Origin of the sequence: Georgenia muralis, from assembly GCF_003814705.1 — a bacterium.
In the GTDB taxonomy this organism is placed as follows: domain Bacteria; phylum Actinomycetota; class Actinomycetes; order Actinomycetales; family Actinomycetaceae; genus Georgenia; species Georgenia muralis.
In genome coordinates this window covers 122,335-140,595 of sequence record NZ_RKRA01000001.1, presented here as the reverse complement: position 1 = coordinate 140,595, position 18,261 = coordinate 122,335, and the positions used below count along the sequence as shown (strand labels likewise).

Genomic DNA, 18,261 nt, shown 5'->3' with positions numbered 1-18,261 from the left:
CCCCGGTCGTGAGGACCGGGGCCCCGCTGGCGTTCAGGACGTCGCGAGTGTCAGCGGAGCCAGCCGTTGCCGACCTTGCCGGCCCACCACTTGCCCAGGCCCCAGGTGTCACCGGAGAGCGTGACCGCGGAGATGACCAGAGCCGCAGCCTCGAGCCAGTGGGATGTGGTGATCGGGTTGGTGCCGCCGAGAGCGGCGGGGAACTGGGACAGGTACATGAAGAACAGCAGGAGTGAGCCGCCGACCGCAGCGATCTTCAGACCTGCGCCGACGACCATCGCGATGCCGATCCCGGCGAGGCCGAACATGAAGAGGAAGTCGCCGACCGGGTTGGCGAAGACCTGGAAGAGGCCGGCGAACGGGCCCTCGATGCCCGACATGTACCCCTGGGCGGGGCTGCCGCCGTTGATCCAGGCGCGCTCGGACGGTGTCGCGAAGCCCAGGCCGAACAGCTTGTCGACGAAGGCCCAGAGGAAGGTCCAGCCGATGATGATGCGGCCGACGGCGAGGGTCTTGCGGACGGCCGAGGAGGTGACGATCTCCTCCTGGAACATCGTCGTCCCTGCGGCGGTACGGTTCGGGGTTGCAGTTGCCATGGTTGCTCTCCTTGTGAGCAGCGGGTGAGCCGTGTGGTGGCTCTTGACATGAATCGTGGCAGGGCGCAATGTCCGATTCTTGGGGCGAAAGTCCCGGTCCGCCGTAAATTCCCTGCTCGTCCCCTCCCGAGGCGTGGGGGCCCCTTCTCCCGCGAACGGCCATCCGACCGCCTGACCTGCGGAGATCCCCTGAAGGGAGGCGAAATGGAACAGCCCGCCGCCGGCCGCGGTGGCGCACCGCCGGGTTTCCCTCGACGGACATTCTCGGCGATTTCCCGCCCGCGCGGCCTTGACAGCGGTGGGCCGACACGCTTGGATTCATGCCACGGAACTTACGTTCCGGCAGACGGAAGTGGGGACGGAATGGTCGACCTGCCCGACGGTCTCGCGCGGTTCAACGGCGCCTCGCCGGAGGACGCGCTCGCCACCGCGATGAGCTGTGCGGCGGTGCCCCGGTGGGCGCGGGACGTGGCTGCGGGGCGACCGTACCCCGACGTCGCCGCCGCCCTCGAGCGCGCACGCGGATCGGCGGTGCCGTTCACCGACGACGAGGTCGGCGCCGCCCTGGCCCGGCACCCGCGCATCGGGCAGCGCCCGACCACGGTCGGGCGCGACGCGGAGCACTCCCGGCGCGAGCAGGCCGGCGTCGGCGTGGACCCGGAGAGCGCGCGGCGGCTCGAGGAGGGCAACCGGAGGTACGAGGACCGGTTCGGCCACGTCTTCCTCATCCGGGCGGCCGGCCGGGACGCCGCGGAGATCCTCGCGGCGCTCGAGGAGCGCCTGGGCAACGACCCTGCCACGGAGCGTCGGGTGGCCGCCGAGCAGCTGCGCGAGATCGCCGTCCTCAGGCTCGAGGGAGAGCTGTCGTGACCTCGCACGTCACGACCCACGTCCTCGACGCCGTCGCCGGCGTGCCCGCTGCGGGCGTCGCGGTGTCCCTGGCCCGTCACGACGGCGCCGGCACCACCGAGGTGGCCGCCGCCGTGACCGACGCCGACGGGCGCTGCCACGAGCTCGGGCCCGCCCGGCTGGAGCCGGGGACCTACCGTCTGGTCCTGGCCACGGGGCGGTACTTCGCCGCCCGGGGTACCGAGACCTTCTACCCGCAGGTCACCGTCGACTTCCGGGTCGAGGAGGGGCGGGACCACTACCACGTCCCGCTCCTGCTGAGCCCGTTCGCGTACACCACCTACCGCGGCAGCTGAGCGCCGCCCGAGACCGGACCACCGAGGAGCGAGCATGACCGAGAGCACGGCGACGCCCACGATCGCGCTGGGCGAGAACCAGTACGGCAAGGCCGAGGTGCGGCTGGTGCGCATCGACCGCGACACCGAGCGGCACCGCATCACGGACCTGTCGGTCACGTCCCAGCTGCGCGGGGAGTTCACGGTCGCCCACACCGAGGGTGACAACGCCCCGGTCGTCCCGACCGACACCCAGAAGAACACCGTGTTCGCCCTCGCCCGCGACGGCGTGGGCGCGCCCGAGGCGTTCGCCCTGCGCCTGGCCGAGCACTTCACGTCGTCCTTCGACTGGGTGACCGGCGGGCGGTGGGCGGTCCAGCAGTACACCTGGGACCGCATCCCGAGCGCCCTGACGTCCCACGTCACCGACGGCACGCACGACCACGCCTTCGTCCGGGGCGGCACCGAGACCCGCACCGCCGTCGTCCAGCGCGACGGCGACGACGTCTTCGTCGTGGCGGGGCTGGAGGACCTGGCGGTGCTGAAGTCCACCGGGTCGGAGTTCCACGGGTTCCCGAAGGACCGTTACACGACGCTGCCCGAGACGACCGACCGGATCCTCGCGACGTCGGTGACGGCACGCTGGCGCTACCTCGGTGAGGTCGACTACGACGCGGTCTTCGCCGACGTCCGCCGGATCATGCTCGAGACCTTCGCCGACGTCCACTCCCTCGCCCTCCAGCAGACGCTGTACCGGATGGGCGAGCGGGTGCTGGCCGAGCACGGCGAGATCGGGGAGATCCGCTTCTCCATGCCGAACCTCCACCACTTCCTCGTGGACCTGGAGCCCTTCGGCCTGGACAACCCCGGCGAGGTCTTCTACGCGGCGGACCGGCCGTACGGGCTCATCGAGGCCGAGGTGCGCCGCACCGACGTCGCCCCGGAGCCGCGCGCCTGGGCGAGCGTGACCGGCTTCTGCTGAGCGGGGCGGTCAGTGGGTCCCGAGCAGCTCGGCCGTGATGCGGGCGGCGACCTCCTGCAGCACCGGGACCGCCCGTTCGCCGAACGTGTCGGTCACCCGCACCGCGGGCCCGGAGATGGACACCGCGGCCGGGGTGGGCGCGTCGGGCACGGCGACCGCGTAGCACCGCACCCCCAGCTCCTGCTCGCCGTCGTCGACGGCGTAGCCCTGGGCGCGGATCCGGTCGAGCTCGGCGATGAGCGCGTCCGGGTCGGTGATGGACAGCTCGGTCTGGGCCGGCATCCCCGCGCGCGCGACGATCTCGCGGACCGTCTGGTCGGGGAGCTGGGCGAGCACGGCCTTGCCCACGCCGGTGCAGTGGCAGAACACCCGGCGTCCCACCTCGGTGAACATCCTCATCGAGTGCCCGGAGGCGGCCTGCGCGACGTAGACGGCCATGTCGCGGTCGATCATCGCGAGGTTGACCGTCTCGCCGAGCTCGCGCGCCACCTGCTCGAGGTGCGGCCGGGCCCCGGCGCCGAGCTGTCGGCCGGCCCCCTCGCCGAGCCGGATGAGGTTGGGGCCGAGGGTGTAGCGGCGGGAGGGCGCCTGTCGGGCGTAGCCGCGGGCGACGAGAGTGCGCATGAGCCGGTGGATGGTCGGCATCGGCAGACCCGAGGCCGCCGCCAGCTCGCTGAGGGTGGCGTCGCCGCCGAGGTCGGTCATCGCCTCGAGGAGGTCGATCGCCCGGTCCACCGACTGCACGCCCTGGTTGCTCGCCACCTGCTGCTCCTCCTGCTGCCGGCGGGAACCGGCTCCACCCACGTCCTGCCACCACAATGCCTACCAGAGTTCGCTTGGCAGAACTAGTCTTCCAGATAACGAAATCACCGGCGGTGACGACGTCGCCCCCGCCCGACAGGAACGAGAACGCCATGGTCATGCCCAGCCCCAGCTACACCATCACCCTGCGGGTGGAGGTCCCCGCCTCCCAGCGCGCCACGTCGACCGTCGTCTCGACCGTCGCCGAGGCCGGCGCCGCAGTGATGGGCGTGGACATCGCCCACTCCACCCCGACGAAGCTCATCGTCGACGTCACCTGCGACACCGTGGACACCGAGCACGGCGAGCGGGTCGTCGCGGCCCTCAACGCCCTCGAGGGCGTGCACGTCCTGAAGTGGTCCGACTCGACCTTCCTCATGCACCTCGGCGGCAAGATCGAGGTCAACGCGAAGGTCCCGCTCAAGACCCGCCGCGACCTCTCGCGCGCCTACACCCCGGGCGTCGCACGGGTGTGCCTGGCCATCGCCGAGAAGCCTGAGGACGCCCGGCGCCTGACCATCAAGCGCAACACCGTCGCCGTCGTCACCGACGGCACCGCCGTCCTCGGCCTGGGCGACATCGGCCCCGCGGCGGCGCTGCCGGTCATGGAGGGCAAGGCGGCGCTGTTCAAGGAGTTCGGCGGGGTCGACGCGTGGCCGGTGTGCCTGGACACCAAGGACACCGAGGAGATCATCTCCATCGTCAAGGCCCTGGCACCGGTCTACGGCGGGGTCAACCTCGAGGACATCTCGGCCCCGCGGTGCTTCGAGATCGAGGCGCGGCTGCGCGAGGAGCTCGACATCCCCGTCTTCCACGACGACCAGCACGGCACCGCCATCGTCGTCCTCGCCGCGCTCATCAACGCCCTCAAGGTCGTGGACAAGAAGCTCGAGGACGTGCGCATCGTCGTCTCCGGCGTCGGCGCCGCGGGCAGCGCGATCATCCGGCTGCTCAAGGCCCAGGGGGCCCGGCACGTCATCGGCTTCGGCCGCAACGGCGCCCTGCACCGCGGGGAGACCAACGGCGACGTGTACCGGCGCTGGATCGCGGAGAACACCAACGAGGAGGGCTTCACGGGGACGCTCAAGGAGGGCATGGCCGGGGCCGACGTCTTCATCGGCGTCTCCGCCGGCAACATCCTCACAGGCGCCGACGTCGCCACCATGAACGACGACGCCATCGTGTTCGCCCTGGCCAACCCCACCCCCGAGGTCGACCCCATCGACGCGGGCGAGACGGCCGCGGTCGTGGCGACCGGCCGGTCGGACTACCCGAACCAGATCAACAACGTCCTGGCCTTCCCCGGTCTCTTCCGCGGCCTGCTCGACGCCGGCGCCCACGTCATCAGCGACGAGATGCTGCGGGTGGCGGCCGTGGCCATCGCCGAGGTCGTCGGCGACGACGAGCGCAACGGCGCCTTCATCATCCCCGGCGTCTTCGACCACCGCGTGGCCGAGGCCGTCGCCGAGGCCGTGCGCTCGCAGACGGTGGCCGAGAAGGGCGGGTCCGCCGCCGAGGCCGAGCGGTGACGGCCCGCACGGTCCTGGGCGGCGCGGACCTCGCCGCCGTCGACGAGCTCCTCTCCGCGGCCGACGCCCACCTCGCCGGGGCCTACCCGGGCGACGACGGCTCCCGCCAGCCGGTCCACACCGTCTACGTGCCCGCCGACCGCTACCGGGCGGGTCTGGCGCAGGACTGGGGTCGCGAGGCGCTGGAGGCGGTCGACGCCGCGGGCGGCCCGGCGGCGCTCGTCGAGGCGGTGGGTGTGGCGGACCCGCTGCGCGAGGAGGTCGCGCGGCGGGTGGGGGAGAAGCTCGGGCGGGAGCCGGTCGAGGACCTGCGCATCGACCTCGAGGACGGCTACGGCGACCACGGCGACGCCGAGGACGACGTCGCCGTCGCCGCCGCGCGCCACCTGCGGGCCGAGCTGGACGCGGGCACCGCCACGCCCTTCGTGGGGATCCGGTTCAAGAGCCTCGAACGGCCCACCCGCGCGCGCGGCCTGCGCACCCTCGACCTGTTCCTCTCCGGCCTGGCCGGCTCCGGGGACCTGCCGGGCGGCCTCGTCGTGACCCTGCCCAAGGTGACGTCGGTCGACCAGGTCCGGGCGATGGTCCTCGTCTGCGCGGCCATCGAGCGGGCGCACGGGCTGGCGCCGGGGCGTCTGCGCTTCGAGGTCCAGGTCGAGACCCCGCAGGCGATCCTCGGCGCCGACGGCACGGCCCCGGTCGCGGCCATGGTGCACGCGGGGGCCGGGCGGGTGAGCGGGCTGCACTACGGGACCTACGACTACTCCGCGGCCCTGGGGATCGCCGCGGCCCACCAGTCCATGGAGCACCCCGCCGCCGACCACGCCAAGGCCGTCATGCAGCTCGCCGCGGCCGGCACCGGCGTGCGCCTGTCCGACGGCTCCACGAACGTCCTGCCGGTGGGCGGGCCGGGCCGGGTGCGCGAGGCCTGGTCGCTGCACGGCCGGCTCGTCCGGCGCTCGCTCGAGCGGGGCTACTACCAGGGCTGGGACCTCCACCCCGCCCAGCTGCCCAGCCGGTTCGCCGCGACGTACGCGTTCTACCGCGAGGGCCTCGCCGCGGCCACGGACCGGCTGCGCGCCTACCTCGACGGTGCCGCGGGCGGCGTCCTCGACGAGCCGGCCACGGCGCGCGCGCTGGCGTGGTTCCTCCGCCGCGGTCTCGACTGCGGCGCCGTGGACGGAGAGGAGCTGCGCTCGGCCGGTCTCGACCCCGCCGAGGTGGGAAGGCTCGCGACCGGGCGGGGGTGATCCGCCCGGGGTTGACCCGTGGGACGGTCACCCTTAGGCTTTCACAACTAGGAAGCAAGATTCCATGATGTGGAAGTGAGGTCCGGGGTGACCGTCCCGTACACCGTGAACTGCTCGATCCTCCTCACGGACCTGCCGCTGCTCGAGCGCCCCGCCGCAGCCCGCGCCGCGGGCTTCGACGGGATCGAGCTGTGGTGGCCGTTCCCGACCTCGGTCCCCGATGCCGACGTCGTCGACGCGCTCGTCCGCGCGATCGACGACGCCGGGGTGGCGCTCACCGGCCTGAACTTCAACGCCGGTGACATGCCCGGCGGTGACCGTGGCCTCGTCTCCTGGCCCGAGCGCTCCGAGGAGCTGCGCGCGAACCTCGACGTCGTCACCGCCATCGGCGAGCGCACCGGCTGCCGGGCGTTCAACGCCCTCTACGGCAACCGCGTCGAGGGCGCCGACCCCGCCGCCCAGGACGCGGTCGGTGCGGAGAACCTCGCCCTGGCCGCCCGGGCGGTGGGACGGATCGGCGGGACGGTCCTGCTCGAGCCGGTCTCCGGGACGCCCGCGTACCCGTTGAAGTCCTCCGTCGACGTCGTCGCCGTGCTCGACCGCGTGGCGCAGGAGCACGGCGAGACCAACCTCGGGCTCCTCCTCGACGTCTTCCACATCTCCGTCAACGGTGGGGACGTCGACGCCGACCTGGCCGCCTACCGCGACCGTGTCGCGCACGTCCAGATCGCCGACGCCCCGGGGCGCGGCGCCCCCGGGTCGGGCGAGCTGCCCATCTCCCGCTGGATCGAGGACCTGCGCGCCGGCGGCTACACCGGTCCCGTGGGCCTGGAGTACAAGACGACCGACGCCGACCCCTTCGCCTGGCTCCCGCGCGAGCAGCGCGCCGCCCGGGCCTGAGCGCCACCGAGACGGAAGGACCTCCATGAAGATCGCATTCATCGGCCTGGGCATCATGGGCAGCCCGATGGCCGTCCACCTGCAGAACGCCGGGCACGACGTCACCGGGTACAACCGCAGCCCGGAGAAGACCCGTGCCCTGGTCGAGGCCGGCGGGACCGCCGCGTCCTCGGTCGCGGACGCCGTCGCCGGCGCCGAGGTGGTCGCCGTCATGGTGCCGGACTCCCCGGACGTCACCGAGGTCCTCGCCGGCGAGGACGGGGTCTTCGCCAACGCCGCCCCGGGCGCGCTGGTCATCGACTTCTCCACCATCCGTCCCGACGTCACCGCCGAGCTGGCGGAGGAGGCCCGGGACAAGGGCTTCCGCCTGCTCGACGCCCCGGTCTCCGGCGGCGAGGCCGGCGCGCAGAACGCCGCCCTGTCGATCATGGTCGGCGGCTCGGCCGAGGACTTCGCGGCCGCGCAGCCGGTGTTCGAGGCGGTCGGGAAGACGATCGTCCACGTGGGACCGTCGGGCTCGGGACAGACCGTCAAGGCCGCCAACCAGCTCATGGTGGCCGGCAACATCGCCCTCCTCGCCGAGGCGGTGATCTTCCTCGAGGCCTACGGCGTGGACACCGCCGCCGCGGTGAAGGTCCTCGGCGGCGGGCTCGCGGGGTCCGCCGTGCTCGACCAGAAGGCCCAGAAGATGCTGGACCGCTCCTTCGAGCCCGGGTTCCGCATCGAGCTGCACCACAAGGACCTCGGCATCGTCACCTCCGCCGCGCGGGAGGCCGGCGTCGTCACCCCGCTCGGGGCGGTCGTCGCCCAGCTCATGGCCTCGGCCCGCGCGAACGGCGACGGCAGCCTCGACCACTCCGGGCTCCTCCGCGTGGTCGAGCGGCTCTCCGGCCGCTCGGGCTGACCGACTCCCGCCCCACCACCCGCCCGGCCCCACCGCCCGCCGGCCCACCGCCGGCGGGCGCACCGACCCACCCCCCGCCGGCCCCACCGCCGGGGCGCCACGTGTGGCCGTCACGACGCCGTGACGACGCCGCGTCGGCGCCGCACCCATCCGAGCACCCAGCGGGCCCAGCCCGCCGCAGAAGAATCGAGACCGACATGCCTCGCATGCGAGCCGTCGACGCCGCCGTCGCCATCCTCGAGAAGGAGGGCGCCACCCAGGCCTTCGGACTGCCCGGCGCCGCGATCAACCCGTTCTACGACGCGATGCGCCGCCACGGCGGCATCCGTCACGTCCTGGCCCGCCACATGGAGGGCGCCTCCCACATGGCCGACGGGTTCTCCCGCGCGGCCCCGGGCAACATCGGCATCTGCGTGGGCACCTCCGGTCCCGCCGGGACGGACATGATCACCGGCCTGTACGCCGCTCACGCCGACTCCGTCCCGATGCTGTGCATCACCGGCCAGGCGCCGGTGGCGAAGCTGGACAAGGAGGACTTCCAGGCCGTCGACATCGCCGCCATCGCGGCCCCCGTGACGAAGATGGCCAAGACCGTCCTCGAGGCGGGGCAGGTCCCCGGTGTCCTCGCCCAGGCGTTCCAGCTCATGCGGTCCGGCCGGCCCGGCCCGGTGCTCATCGACCTGCCGGTCGACGTCCAGACCGCCGAGATCGAGTTCGACCCCGACACCTACGAGCCGCTGCCCGTCCTCCGTCCCGCCGCGACCCGTGCCCAGGTGGAGAAGGCGCTGGACATGCTCGGCGCCGCCGAGCGCCCGCTCGTCGTGGCCGGCGGGGGCATCGTCAACGCCGGCGGCGAGGACCTCCTCGTCGAGCTCGCCGAGACCCTCGACGTCCCCGTCGTCCCCACCCTCATGGGCTGGGGCGCCATCCCCGACGACCACCGCCTCGCGGCCGGGATGGTCGGCATCCAGACCTCCCAGCGCTACGGCAACGCGACGTTCCTGGAGTCCGACCTCGTCCTCGGCGTGGGCAACCGGTGGGCCAACCGCCACACCGGCGGCCTGGACACCTACCGCCGCGGCCGCACCTTCATCCACGTCGACATCGAGCCCACCCAGATCGGGCGTGTCTTCGCCCCCGACTACGGGATCGTCTCCGACGCGAAGGCCTTCCTGGCGCTCGCCGTCGAGGTCGCCCGCGGGCGGCGCGACGCCGGGGCCCTGCCGGACCGCTCGGCCTGGGTGGAGGCCACCGCCGCCCGCAAGCGCGAGCTCGGACGCCGGACCGACTTCACCGACATCCCCATCAAGCCCCAGCGGGTCTACCAGGAGATGAACCGCGCGTTCGACCGCGACACCGTCTACGTCACCACGATCGGGCTCTCCCAGATCGCGGGCGCCCAGCACCTGCACGTCTACCGGCCCCGGCACTGGGTCAACGCCGGGCAGGCGGGGCCGCTCGGCTGGACGGGTCCCGCCGCGCTCGGGGTGGCCACCGCACGCCCCGACGCCGAGGTGGTGGCGCTGTCGGGCGACTACGACTTCCAGTTCATGCTCGAGGAGCTCGCGGTCGGCGCCCAGCACCACCTGCCCTACGTCCACGTCGTGGTCAACAACGCCTACCTCGGGCTCATCCGGCAGTCGCAGCGCGCCTTCGAGATGGACTACCACGTCTCCCTCGCCTTCGAGAACATCAACTCCCCCGACGGGGGCGGGTACGGCGTCGACCACGTCAAGGTCGCCGAGGCGCTCGGGTGCAAGGCCATCCGGGTGACGGATCCGGAGGACCTGGCCACCGCGTTCACCAAGGCCCAGGCCACCGCGCAGGAGTTCCGTGTCCCGGTGGTCGTGGAGGTCATCCTCGAGCGGGTCACCAACATCCCCATGGGGGCCGAGCTCGACGGCGTCAACGAGTTCGAGGACATCGTGCTCTCGGCCGAGGACTCGACCAGCGCCGCCGCGCTGCTGGACTGAGCCGTGCCCCCGACCGGGCAGACCCCGCCGCCCTCTGCTGGGATGGGTACATGAAGGTCGTCCTCGCCCCCGACAAGTTCAAGGGCTCGCTGACGGCCGCGGAGGTGGCCGCCCACCTCGCGGCCGGCCTGCGGCGGGGCGTCCCGGACCTGGACGTCGACATCCTGCCGGTCGCCGACGGCGGTGAGGGGACGGTCGAGGCCGCGCTCGCCGCCGGGTTCGAGCCGGTCGCGGTCGATGCCACCGGCCCCCTGGGTGAGCCCGTCCACGCGCGGTACGCCCGCCGTGGTGCCACGGCAGTGGTGGAGATGGCGGCGGTGACCGGTCTGCAGATGCTCGACCCCGACCCCACGACCGCTCGGCGTGCCTCCTCACGGGGGCTCGGCGAGGTCGTCGCCCACGCCCTCGACGCGGGGGCCCGGGAGGTCGTCGTCGGCATCGGCGGCTCGGCCAGCACCGACGGCGGCGCGGGGATGCTCGCCGCCCTCGGGGCCCGCCTCACCGGTCCGGGCGGGGAGCTGCCCGACGGCGGGGCGGCGCTGGCCGACGTCACCGGCGTGGACCTGAGCGGCCTCCACCCGGGCCTCCGCACGGCGGCGCTCGTGCTGGCCTCCGACGTGGACAACCCCCTCCTCGGCCCGCACGGCGCCGCCGCCGTGTACGGCCCGCAGAAGGGTGCCGACCCCACCGCCGTCGCCGAGCTCGACGCCGCGCTCGCCGCCTGGGTCCGGGCCCTGACGCGCGCCGGCGCGCACGACGCGCAGGACCTCGCGGCGGCGCCGTCGGCCGGTGCCGCCGGGGGCGTCGGGTACGCCCTGCTGCTGCTGGGCGCCCGACGGCGGGCGGGCATCGAGGTCGTGCTCGACCTCGCCGGTTTCGCCGGGCGCGTCCACGGCGCGGACCTGGTGGTCACCGGTGAGGGCCGCCTCGACGAGCAGTCCCTCCACGGCAAGGCCCCGGTGGGCGTGGCCGCCGCGGCGGGCGACGTGCCCGTCGTCGCCGTGTGCGGGTCGTCCGCGCTCGACCCGGCGCGCGCCCGCGCCGCCGGCATCGCGGCCGTCCACGCCCTGACCGACCTCGAGCCCGACGTCGCCACGTGCATCGCGCAGGCGGGCCCGCTCCTGGAGCGGCTCGGCGAGCGGATCGCGGCCGAGCACCTGGGCGCCGGCCCCACCGACGCGTCGACCCCACCCGCCACCGCACCGCTGGACCTCGTCGTGCGCGGCCGCCGGGTCCTCACCCCTCAGGGGTGGCGCGCGGCCGAGGTGGGCGTGCGGGACGGGGTGATCGTCGAGGTCGCCGACCTCGGTGCCGGCCTCGACGCGACCGAGACCCTCGAGCTGGCCGAGGACGAGGTGCTCATCCCGGGCCTGGTGGACACCCACGTCCACGTCAACCAGCCCGGCCGCACGGAGTGGGAGGGCTTCGCCAGCGCCACCCGGGCCGCCGCCGCCGGGGGCGTGACGACGATCGTGGACATGCCGCTGAACTCCGTCCCGCCCACCACCGACGTGGCGGCGCTGGACGTCAAGCGCGCCGAGGCCGAGGGCGGCGTCCACGTCGACGTCGCCTTCTGGGGCGGCGCCGTCCCGGGCAGCGCCGCCGACCTCGCCCCGCTGCACGACGCCGGCGTCATGGGCTTCAAGTGCTTCCTCGTGGACTCCGGGGTCGAGGAGTTCGGCCACCTCGACGCCGCCGAGCTCGAGCGGGACCTGGCGGAGCTGGCGCGGCTGGACGCCCTCATGGTCGTCCACGCCGAGGACCCGGGCGTCATCGGCGCCGCGCCCGAGCCCCACGGCCCCCGCTACGCGGACTTCCTGGCCTCGCGCCCGCCCGCCGCGGAGGAGGCGGCCATCGCCACCCTCCTCGGTGCCGCGGCGAGGACCGGCGCCCGCGTGCACGTCCTGCACCTCTCCGACGCCGCCGCGCTGCCCCTCATCACCCGCGCCCGCGCCGAGGGCGTGCGGGTCAGCGTCGAGACCTGCCCGCACTACCTCACCCTCGAGGCCGAGGACGTCCCGGACGGCGCCACCGCGTTCAAGTGCTGCCCGCCCATCCGCGGCGCCGCCAACCAGGACGCGTTGTGGCAGGGCCTGCTCGACGGCGCCATCGACATCGTCGTGACCGACCACTCGCCCTCGACCCCGGACCTCAAGGCGCTCGACACCGGCGACTTCGGCGAGGCCTGGGGCGGCGTCGCCTCGCTCCAGCTCGGCCTCGCCGCGGTGTGGACCGAGGCCCGGTCCCGGGGGGTGGCGCTGGAGCAGGTGGTGCGCTGGATGTCGACCTCGCCGGCCGCCCTGGTCGGGCTGGACCGCAAGGGTGCGATCGCCCCGGGCAAGGACGCCGACCTCGCCGTCCTCGCCCCGGAGGACTCCTTCGACGTCGACCCGGCCCGCCTGCACCACCGCAACCCGGTCACCCCCTACGCCGGCCGCCGCCTGACCGGCGTCGTGCGGCGCACCCTGCTGCACGGCCGCACCATCACCGACGTCCCCACCGGGACGCTGCTACGACGAGGAGACGCATGAACCACGCCGCCGACGCGGGCGCCCCCGACTTCACCGCCCTGACCGACCTGGCGTCCCGCTCGCTCGGCGCCGGCGTGATCGCCGCCAACGACGAGCTGTTCGCCCAGCGGGAGAACCTCATCAACCCGTGGCCCGCGGCGTTCGACCCCGGCGAGTTCGGCCACAAGGGCAAGGTGTACGACGGCTGGGAGACCCGCCGTCGACGCGAGCCCGGCAACGACTGGGCCGTCGTGCGGCTGGGGGCACCGGGGGTCGTGCGCGGCGTCGTCGTCGACACCGCCTGGTTCCGCGGGAACTACCCACCCTTCATCTCGGTCGAGGCCACGGCCGCCGACGGGTACCCGTCCGTGGCCGACCTGGCCGAGGCCGAGTGGACCACCCTCGTCGCCAGGACCGACTGCGCCGGCGACACCAAGAACTACTACGCGGTCGAGGACGGCCGCTGGTGGACCCACGTGCGCCTGTCGATCTATCCCGACGGCGGGGTGGCCCGCCTGCGCGTCCACGGTGAGGTGGTGGAGGACCCCCGCTTCCTCACCGGCACGATCGACCTCGTCGCCGCGGAGAACGGCGGGCGCCTCGCGGCCACGTCCGACGCCTTCTACTCCTCGCCGGCGCAGATCATCATGCCCGGCCGGGCCCGCAACATGGGGGAGGGGTGGGAGAACGCCCGCCGCCGGGGGGACGGCAACGACTTCGCCGTCTTCGCCCTCGGCCGCCGCGGGACCGCCCGCCACCTGGAGATCGACACCGGCTACTACGTCGGCAACGCGCCCGGCTGGGTGCGGGTGAGCGCGGCCGACGTCCCGGACGGCGACCTCGAGGGCGCCACCTGGACGGAGATCCTGCCCCGGGTCGCCGTCCAGCCGGACACGCGGCACCGGTTTCTCACGGCGGTGGCCGCCGAGGCCACCCACGTCCGCCTGGACGTCTACCCCGACGGCGGTCTGAGCCGGTTCCGGGTGTGGGGCGAGGTCGCGGCCGAGGCGCTGGAGGAGGCCCGGCAGCGGTGGGCGGAACGTCGGTGAACGGACCCGAGGCGGCCGCGTCACTGCTCCGGCCGCCCCGGGCCGCTCGCGTTGACCAGGGGTGAGCCCCCGTCTACTGTTTCCACTGGGAAGACATGTCGTTCCGTATCGTGAAAGTAGGGGAGCCATTTGACCACCACACAAGGTCTCGAGATCACCGGACCGACCAGCGAGAGGTACGAGGAGGTGCTCACCCCGGCCGCGCTCGACCTCGTCGCACGGCTGCACCGTGAGCTGAACGCCAGGCGCCTGGAGCTCCTCGAGGCACGCCGGGCGCGGGTCGCCGACCTCGCGAACGGCGGCACCCTGGACTTCCTGCCGGAGACCGCGCACGTGCGCGAGGACGACAGCTGGCAGGTGGCCCCGCCGGCCCCCGGGCTCGTCGACCGCCGGGTGGAGATCACCGGCCCCACCGACCGCAAGATGACCATCAACGCCCTCAACTCCGGCGCGAAGGTCTGGCTCGCCGACCACGAGGACGCCAACACCCCGCAGTGGGAGTCCGTGGTGGGCGGCCAGCTCAACCTGCTCGACGCGATCAACCGCACCATCGACTACACCGCCGAGAACGGCAAGGAGTACAAGCTCCGCCCCGACGAGGAGCTCGCCACCATCGTGGTGCGCCCGCGCGGCTGGCACCTGCCCGAGAAGCACATCCTCGTCGACGGCGAGGAGACCTCCGGCTCCCTCGTGGACTTCGCGCTGTACATCGCCACCGCGGGCCTGCGCCAGATCGAGAAGGGCCTCGGGCCGTACTTCTACCTGCCGAAGATGGAGTCCCACCTCGAGGCGCGGCTGTGGAACGACGCGTTCAACCTCGCCCAGGACGCCCTGGGGGTCCCGCGGGGCACCATCCGCGCGACCGTCCTCATCGAGACCTACCCCGCGGCCTTCGAGATGGAGGAGATCCTCTACGAGCTGCGCGAGCACTCCGCGGGCCTCAACGCCGGACGGTGGGACTTCATGTTCTCCGTCATCAAGTCCTTCCGCACCCGCGGCGAGGAGTTCATGCTCCCCGACCGCAACGCGGTGACCATGACGGTGCCGTTCATGCGGGCCTACACCGAGCTGCTCGTCCGCACGTGCCACAAGCGCGGCGCCCACGCCATCGGCGGCATGGCCGCCTTCATCCCCTCCAAGGACCCCGAGGTCAACGCCGCGGCCTTCGAGAAGGTGCGCGCGGACAAGACCCGCGAGGCCGAGGACGGCTTCGACGGCTCGTGGGTGGCCCACCCCGGCATGGTGGAGCTGTGCAAGGAGGTCTTCACCGACAAGCTCGGCGACCGGCCCAACCAGCTCGACCGCAAGCGTGAGGACGTCCACGTCACCGCGGCCCAGCTCCTCGACGTCTCCGCCACCCCCGGCGACGTCACCGAGGCGGGGTTGCGCAACAACATCTCCGTCGGCATCCAGTACCTCAAGGCGTGGCTCGAGGGGCTCGGCGCGGTGGCGATCTTCAACCTCATGGAGGACGCCGCGACCGCCGAGATCTCACGCTCGCAGGTGTGGCAGTGGCTCCACAACGACGTCACCCTCGCCGACACCGGGCACAAGGTGACCCGGGAGCTCATCGACCGGATCGTCGCCGAGGAGATCGCCAAGCTCCCGGGCGAGGCTGCGGACTACGACCGCGCCAAGGAGACGTTCCTCGAGGTCGCCGTCGCCGACGACTACGCCGACTTCCTCACCCTCCCGGCCTACGAGCGGATGCCGTAGACCGCACCGCGGCGGGACAGGCCCCGCCGCACGGGCGCGGCGGGAGCTCCCCGCCGCGCCCCGCACGGCCCCACCGGCTGTCGCCGGCGGGTGCGGGCCCGGCACTCCCGGGCCCGTGACGACCCCTCCCCGGACGGGGAGCAGGCACCAAGGAGGCTGCCATGGACCCGCTGCAGCAGGTCACCGCCCGGCTCACCGCCGAGCTCGGCGACGAGCAGGTCATCACCGACCGTCAACGGCTGCGCACCTACGAGTGCGACGGGCTCGCCCAGTACAAGGTGGTCCCCGGCCTGGTGGTCCTGGCCCGTGACGCGGCCGACGTCGCGACGGCCGTGCGCGCCTGCGCGGACCTGCGGGTCCCGTTCGTCGCGCGCGGCTCCGGCACGGGCCTGTCCGGCGGGGCGCTGCCCCGCGCGGAGGGCGTGCTCGTCGTGATGTCCCAGATGCGCGAGATCCGCGAGATCGACGCGGCGAACCAGCGCGCCGTCGTCGACCCCGGCGTCATCAACCTCCGCCTCACCCAGGCCACGACGCCCGACGGCTACTACTTCGCGCCCGACCCCTCGAGCCAGTCGGTGTGCTCCATCGGCGGGAACGTCGCGGAGAACTCCGGCGGCGCCCACTGCCTGAAGTACGGCTTCACGACCAACCACGTCACCGGGCTCGACCTCGTCACCCCGGGCGGGGAGCTCGTCGAGATCGGCGGCAAGGCGCCCGACCCGCCGGGCTACGACCTGCTCGGTGCCCTCGTGGGCTCCGAGGGCACCCTCGGGATCGTCACCGCCGCCACCGTGCGCCTGACCCGCCTGCCCGAGGACGTCCGCACGATCCTCGCCGGGTTCGCCTCTACCGACGACGCCGGGGCGGCCACCTCGGCGATCATCGCCGCGGGCGTCATCCCCGCCGCCATCGAGATGATGGACGCCCTGGCCATCGAGGCCGCCGAGAAGGCGGTCCACTGCGGCTACCCCGCCGGCGCGGGGGCCGTCCTCGTCGTCGAGCTCGACGGCGCGGCCGCGGACGTCGAGGGGGAGTTCGACGAGGTGGTGCGCCACTGCCAGGAGGCCGGTGCCTTCGAGGTGCGGGTCGCCGCCGACGACGTCGAGCGCGCCCTCATCTGGAAGGGCCGCAAGTCCGCCTTCGCCGCCGTCGGGCGGATCAGCCCCGACTACATCGTCCAGGACGGCGTCATCCCGCGCACCGCGCTGCCGAAGGTGCTGCGCGAGATCGCCCAGATGTCCGCCGAGCGCGGGGTCCGGGTCGCCAACGTCTTCCACGCCGGGGACGGCAACCTCCACCCCCTCGTCCTCTTCGACGACGCCGAGGAGGGCGCGGCAGAGCGGGCCGAGGAGGTCGCCGGCGGCATCCTCGACCTGTGCATCGCCAACGGCGGGTCCATCACCGGTGAGCACGGCGTGGGCTCGGACAAGGCGAAGTACATGCCGCGCATGTTCTCCGAGGACGACCTGGCCACCATGCAGGCGGTGCGGTGCGCCTTCGACCCTGCCGGCATCTCCAACCCGGGGAAGGTCTTCCCCACGCCGCGGCTGTGCGGCGAGCGTCCTGGTCGTCACCAGGGCGCCCACCCCCTGCAGGAAGCCGGACTGGCGGAGGTCTTCTGATGAGCATCGACATCACCACGCTGGCCCGCAGCCTCGACGGCGCGGGCGAGGTCCGCCCCGCGCAGGACACCGACACCGTCGACGGCGTCACCGCCGCCGCCGTCGCCCGGCCCACCTCGGTCGAGGCGACCTCCGCCCTCCTGCGCGAGGCCACCGGGCAGGGCCTGGTGACGGTCGCCCGCGGGGCGGGCACGGCGCTGACGTGGGGCGTCCCGCCCGAGCGGGTCGACCTCATCCTGGACACACGCGGTCTGGACCGCCTGGTGGAGCACGAGGCGGGCGACCTCGTCGTCGTCGCCGAGGCGGGGCTGGCGCTGAAGGACCTCCAGGAGGAGGTCGGCCGGGCCGGGCAGGAGCTCGTGGCGGACGTGCCGCGCGAGCGCCTCGAGGCCGGCTCGACGATCGGCGGCGCCCTCGCGACCGCCGCGACGGGGCCGCGCCGGCTCCAGCGTCTCGCCCTGCGCGACCTCGTCCTGGGCACCACGGTCGTCCTGGCGGACGGCACGGTGGCGACGTCGGGCGGCAAGGTGGTCAAGAACGTCGCCGGGTACGACCTGGCCAAGATCATGACCGGCTCCTACGGCACCCTCGGGGTCATCGTGCGCGCGGCGTTCCGCCTCCACCCCGTGCGACCGGCCCGCCGGTTCGTCCTGCGCACCGCTCCGCTCGCCGAGGCGGCCGAGCTCGCGCGCACCGTCGTCGCCTCCCGGCTCGCCCCCGCCGCGGTGGAGATCGACCGCCCCGCAGGCAGCGACGAGGCCACGGTCGCGGTGCTCCTGGAGGGCACCGAGGAGGCCGTGGCCGCGCGCGCCGAGGAGACCGTCGCCCTGGTCGGCGGCGAGATCGGTGAGCCGCCGTCGTGGTGGGCGCGCCTGCCCGGCGGGGACGTGACCGCCAAGGCCACCGCCACCCTCACCGGTGTCGCGGACCTCCTCGCCGCGGCGCGCTCGAGCGAGGAGCGCCACGGTGCGTCCGTCGCGCTGCGCGGCAGCGCGCTCGGCGTGCTCCACGCCGGTCTCACGGCCCCGGCGCCGGACGCCGTCGCCGGGGTGCTGGCGGACCTGCGCGCGGCGGCGCCGAGCCCGCGGGAGGGCACCGTCGTCGTCCTCACTGCTCCGGCCGAGCTGCGCGACGGGCTGGACGTGTGGGGGCCGGTGGCCGGTCTCGGCCTCATGCGTGGCATCAAGGAACAGCTCGACCCCGGACGCAACCTCGCGCCGGGCCGGTTCGTGGGAGGTATCTGAT

15 protein-coding genes and 1 pseudogene are annotated in these 18,261 nt (G+C 73.7%); 14 read left to right on the top strand and 2 right to left on the bottom strand.

The window, feature by feature from the left end; translation table 11 throughout:
• Positions 1–50 precede the first annotated feature (50 nt).
• Entirely contained in the window at positions 51–596 is a 546-nt protein-coding gene (locus EDD32_RS00620; protein ID WP_246005905.1) for a DoxX family protein, read from the bottom strand.
• Positions 597–959: 363 nt separating this feature from the next.
• Here EDD32_RS00620 and uraD point away from each other — a divergent pair, with 363 nt between their 5' ends.
• The 3 genes from uraD to pucL are packed head-to-tail and all read left to right on the top strand — an operon-like array spanning position 960 to position 2,762.
• On the top strand, positions 960–1,466 hold the full coding sequence (uraD, locus tag EDD32_RS00615; protein ID WP_123913700.1) for a 2-oxo-4-hydroxy-4-carboxy-5-ureidoimidazoline decarboxylase: 507 nt from the start codon (positions 960–962) through the stop codon (positions 1,464–1,466).
• On the top strand, positions 1,463–1,801 hold the full coding sequence (gene uraH, locus EDD32_RS00610) for a hydroxyisourate hydrolase (RefSeq protein WP_123913698.1): 339 nt from the start codon (positions 1,463–1,465) through the stop codon (positions 1,799–1,801). The genes uraD and uraH overlap by 4 nt, the downstream gene beginning before the upstream one ends.
• 34 nt (positions 1,802–1,835) lie before the next feature.
• Positions 1,836–2,762 carry a factor-independent urate hydroxylase gene (gene pucL, locus EDD32_RS00605; RefSeq protein ID WP_123913696.1) on the top strand — a complete coding sequence of 309 codons (927 nt, stop codon included), beginning with the start codon at positions 1,836–1,838 and terminating at the stop codon, positions 2,760–2,762.
• 9 nt (positions 2,763–2,771) lie between these two features.
• On the opposite strand, the gene EDD32_RS00600 is transcribed toward pucL, so the two are convergent.
• Entirely contained in the window at positions 2,772–3,524 is a 753-nt protein-coding gene (locus EDD32_RS00600) for an IclR family transcriptional regulator (RefSeq protein ID WP_123913694.1), read from the bottom strand.
• A 152-nt stretch (positions 3,525–3,676) separates the two neighbouring features.
• Here EDD32_RS00600 and EDD32_RS00595 point away from each other — a divergent pair, with 152 nt between their 5' ends.
• The 11 genes and pseudogenes from EDD32_RS00595 (at position 3,677) to EDD32_RS00550 (ending at position 18,260) form a co-directional block, all read left to right on the top strand.
• A complete protein-coding gene (locus EDD32_RS00595) occupies positions 3,677–5,092 on the top strand; it encodes an NAD-dependent malic enzyme (RefSeq protein ID WP_123913692.1) in 1,416 nt (471 codons plus the stop codon).
• A complete protein-coding gene (locus EDD32_RS00590; RefSeq protein WP_123913690.1) occupies positions 5,089–6,342 on the top strand; it encodes a DUF6986 family protein in 1,254 nt (417 codons plus the stop codon). The genes EDD32_RS00595 and EDD32_RS00590 overlap by 4 nt, the downstream gene beginning before the upstream one ends.
• 75 nt (positions 6,343–6,417) lie before the next feature.
• Complete coding sequence (locus EDD32_RS00585; RefSeq protein ID WP_246005904.1) at positions 6,418–7,242, top strand: hydroxypyruvate isomerase family protein; 825 nt, start codon at positions 6,418–6,420, stop codon at positions 7,240–7,242.
• A gap of 25 nt (positions 7,243–7,267) precedes the next feature.
• The gene (locus EDD32_RS00580) at positions 7,268–8,146 is read left to right on the top strand and encodes a 2-hydroxy-3-oxopropionate reductase (protein ID WP_123913688.1); all 879 of its coding nucleotides are present in this window, start codon (positions 7,268–7,270) and stop codon (positions 8,144–8,146) included.
• Between the two features lie 197 nt (positions 8,147–8,343).
• Positions 8,344–10,119, top strand: coding sequence for a glyoxylate carboligase (gene gcl, locus EDD32_RS00575; RefSeq protein WP_123913686.1), 1,776 nt, complete (start codon positions 8,344–8,346; stop codon positions 10,117–10,119).
• Positions 10,120–10,169: 50 nt separating this feature from the next.
• Positions 10,170–11,258 (top strand): annotated as a pseudogene (locus EDD32_RS20075) (glycerate kinase); the annotation flags it as partial.
• 66 nt (positions 11,259–11,324) lie between these two features.
• On the top strand, positions 11,325–12,650 hold the full coding sequence (gene allB, locus EDD32_RS20070; protein WP_170175363.1) for an allantoinase AllB: 1,326 nt from the start codon (positions 11,325–11,327) through the stop codon (positions 12,648–12,650).
• On the top strand, positions 12,647–13,678 hold the full coding sequence (gene alc, locus EDD32_RS00565; protein WP_123913682.1) for an allantoicase: 1,032 nt from the start codon (positions 12,647–12,649) through the stop codon (positions 13,676–13,678). The genes allB and alc overlap by 4 nt, the downstream gene beginning before the upstream one ends.
• Before the next feature lie 129 nt (positions 13,679–13,807).
• Positions 13,808–15,394: a malate synthase A gene (gene aceB, locus EDD32_RS00560; protein ID WP_123913680.1), complete on the top strand. Its 1,587-nt coding sequence runs from the start codon at positions 13,808–13,810 to the stop codon at positions 15,392–15,394.
• Between the two features lie 161 nt (positions 15,395–15,555).
• Entirely contained in the window at positions 15,556–17,016 is a 1,461-nt protein-coding gene (locus tag EDD32_RS00555; protein WP_123913678.1) for an FAD-linked oxidase C-terminal domain-containing protein, read from the top strand.
• Positions 17,016–18,260: an FAD-binding oxidoreductase gene (locus EDD32_RS00550; RefSeq protein WP_123913676.1), complete on the top strand. Its 1,245-nt coding sequence runs from the start codon at positions 17,016–17,018 to the stop codon at positions 18,258–18,260. The genes EDD32_RS00555 and EDD32_RS00550 overlap by 1 nt, the downstream gene beginning before the upstream one ends.
• Position 18,261 lies beyond the last annotated feature (1 nt).

Coding starts and splice junctions, on each gene's coding strand:
- gcl (WP_123913686.1), top strand. CDS start 8,344: ATGCCTCGCATGCGAGCCGTCGACGCCGCCGTCGCCATCCTCGAGAAG.
- EDD32_RS00550 (WP_123913676.1), top strand. CDS start 17,016: ATGAGCATCGACATCACCACGCTGGCCCGCAGCCTCGACGGCGCGGGC.
- EDD32_RS00595 (WP_123913692.1), top strand. CDS start 3,677: ATGGTCATGCCCAGCCCCAGCTACACCATCACCCTGCGGGTGGAGGTC.
- pucL (WP_123913696.1), top strand. CDS start 1,836: ATGACCGAGAGCACGGCGACGCCCACGATCGCGCTGGGCGAGAACCAG.
- alc (WP_123913682.1), top strand. CDS start 12,647: ATGAACCACGCCGCCGACGCGGGCGCCCCCGACTTCACCGCCCTGACC.
- EDD32_RS00580 (WP_123913688.1), top strand. CDS start 7,268: ATGAAGATCGCATTCATCGGCCTGGGCATCATGGGCAGCCCGATGGCC.
- EDD32_RS00555 (WP_123913678.1), top strand. CDS start 15,556: ATGGACCCGCTGCAGCAGGTCACCGCCCGGCTCACCGCCGAGCTCGGC.
- EDD32_RS00620 (WP_246005905.1), bottom strand. CDS start 596: ATGGCAACTGCAACCCCGAACCGTACCGCCGCAGGGACGACGATGTTC.
- uraD (WP_123913700.1), top strand. CDS start 960: ATGGTCGACCTGCCCGACGGTCTCGCGCGGTTCAACGGCGCCTCGCCG.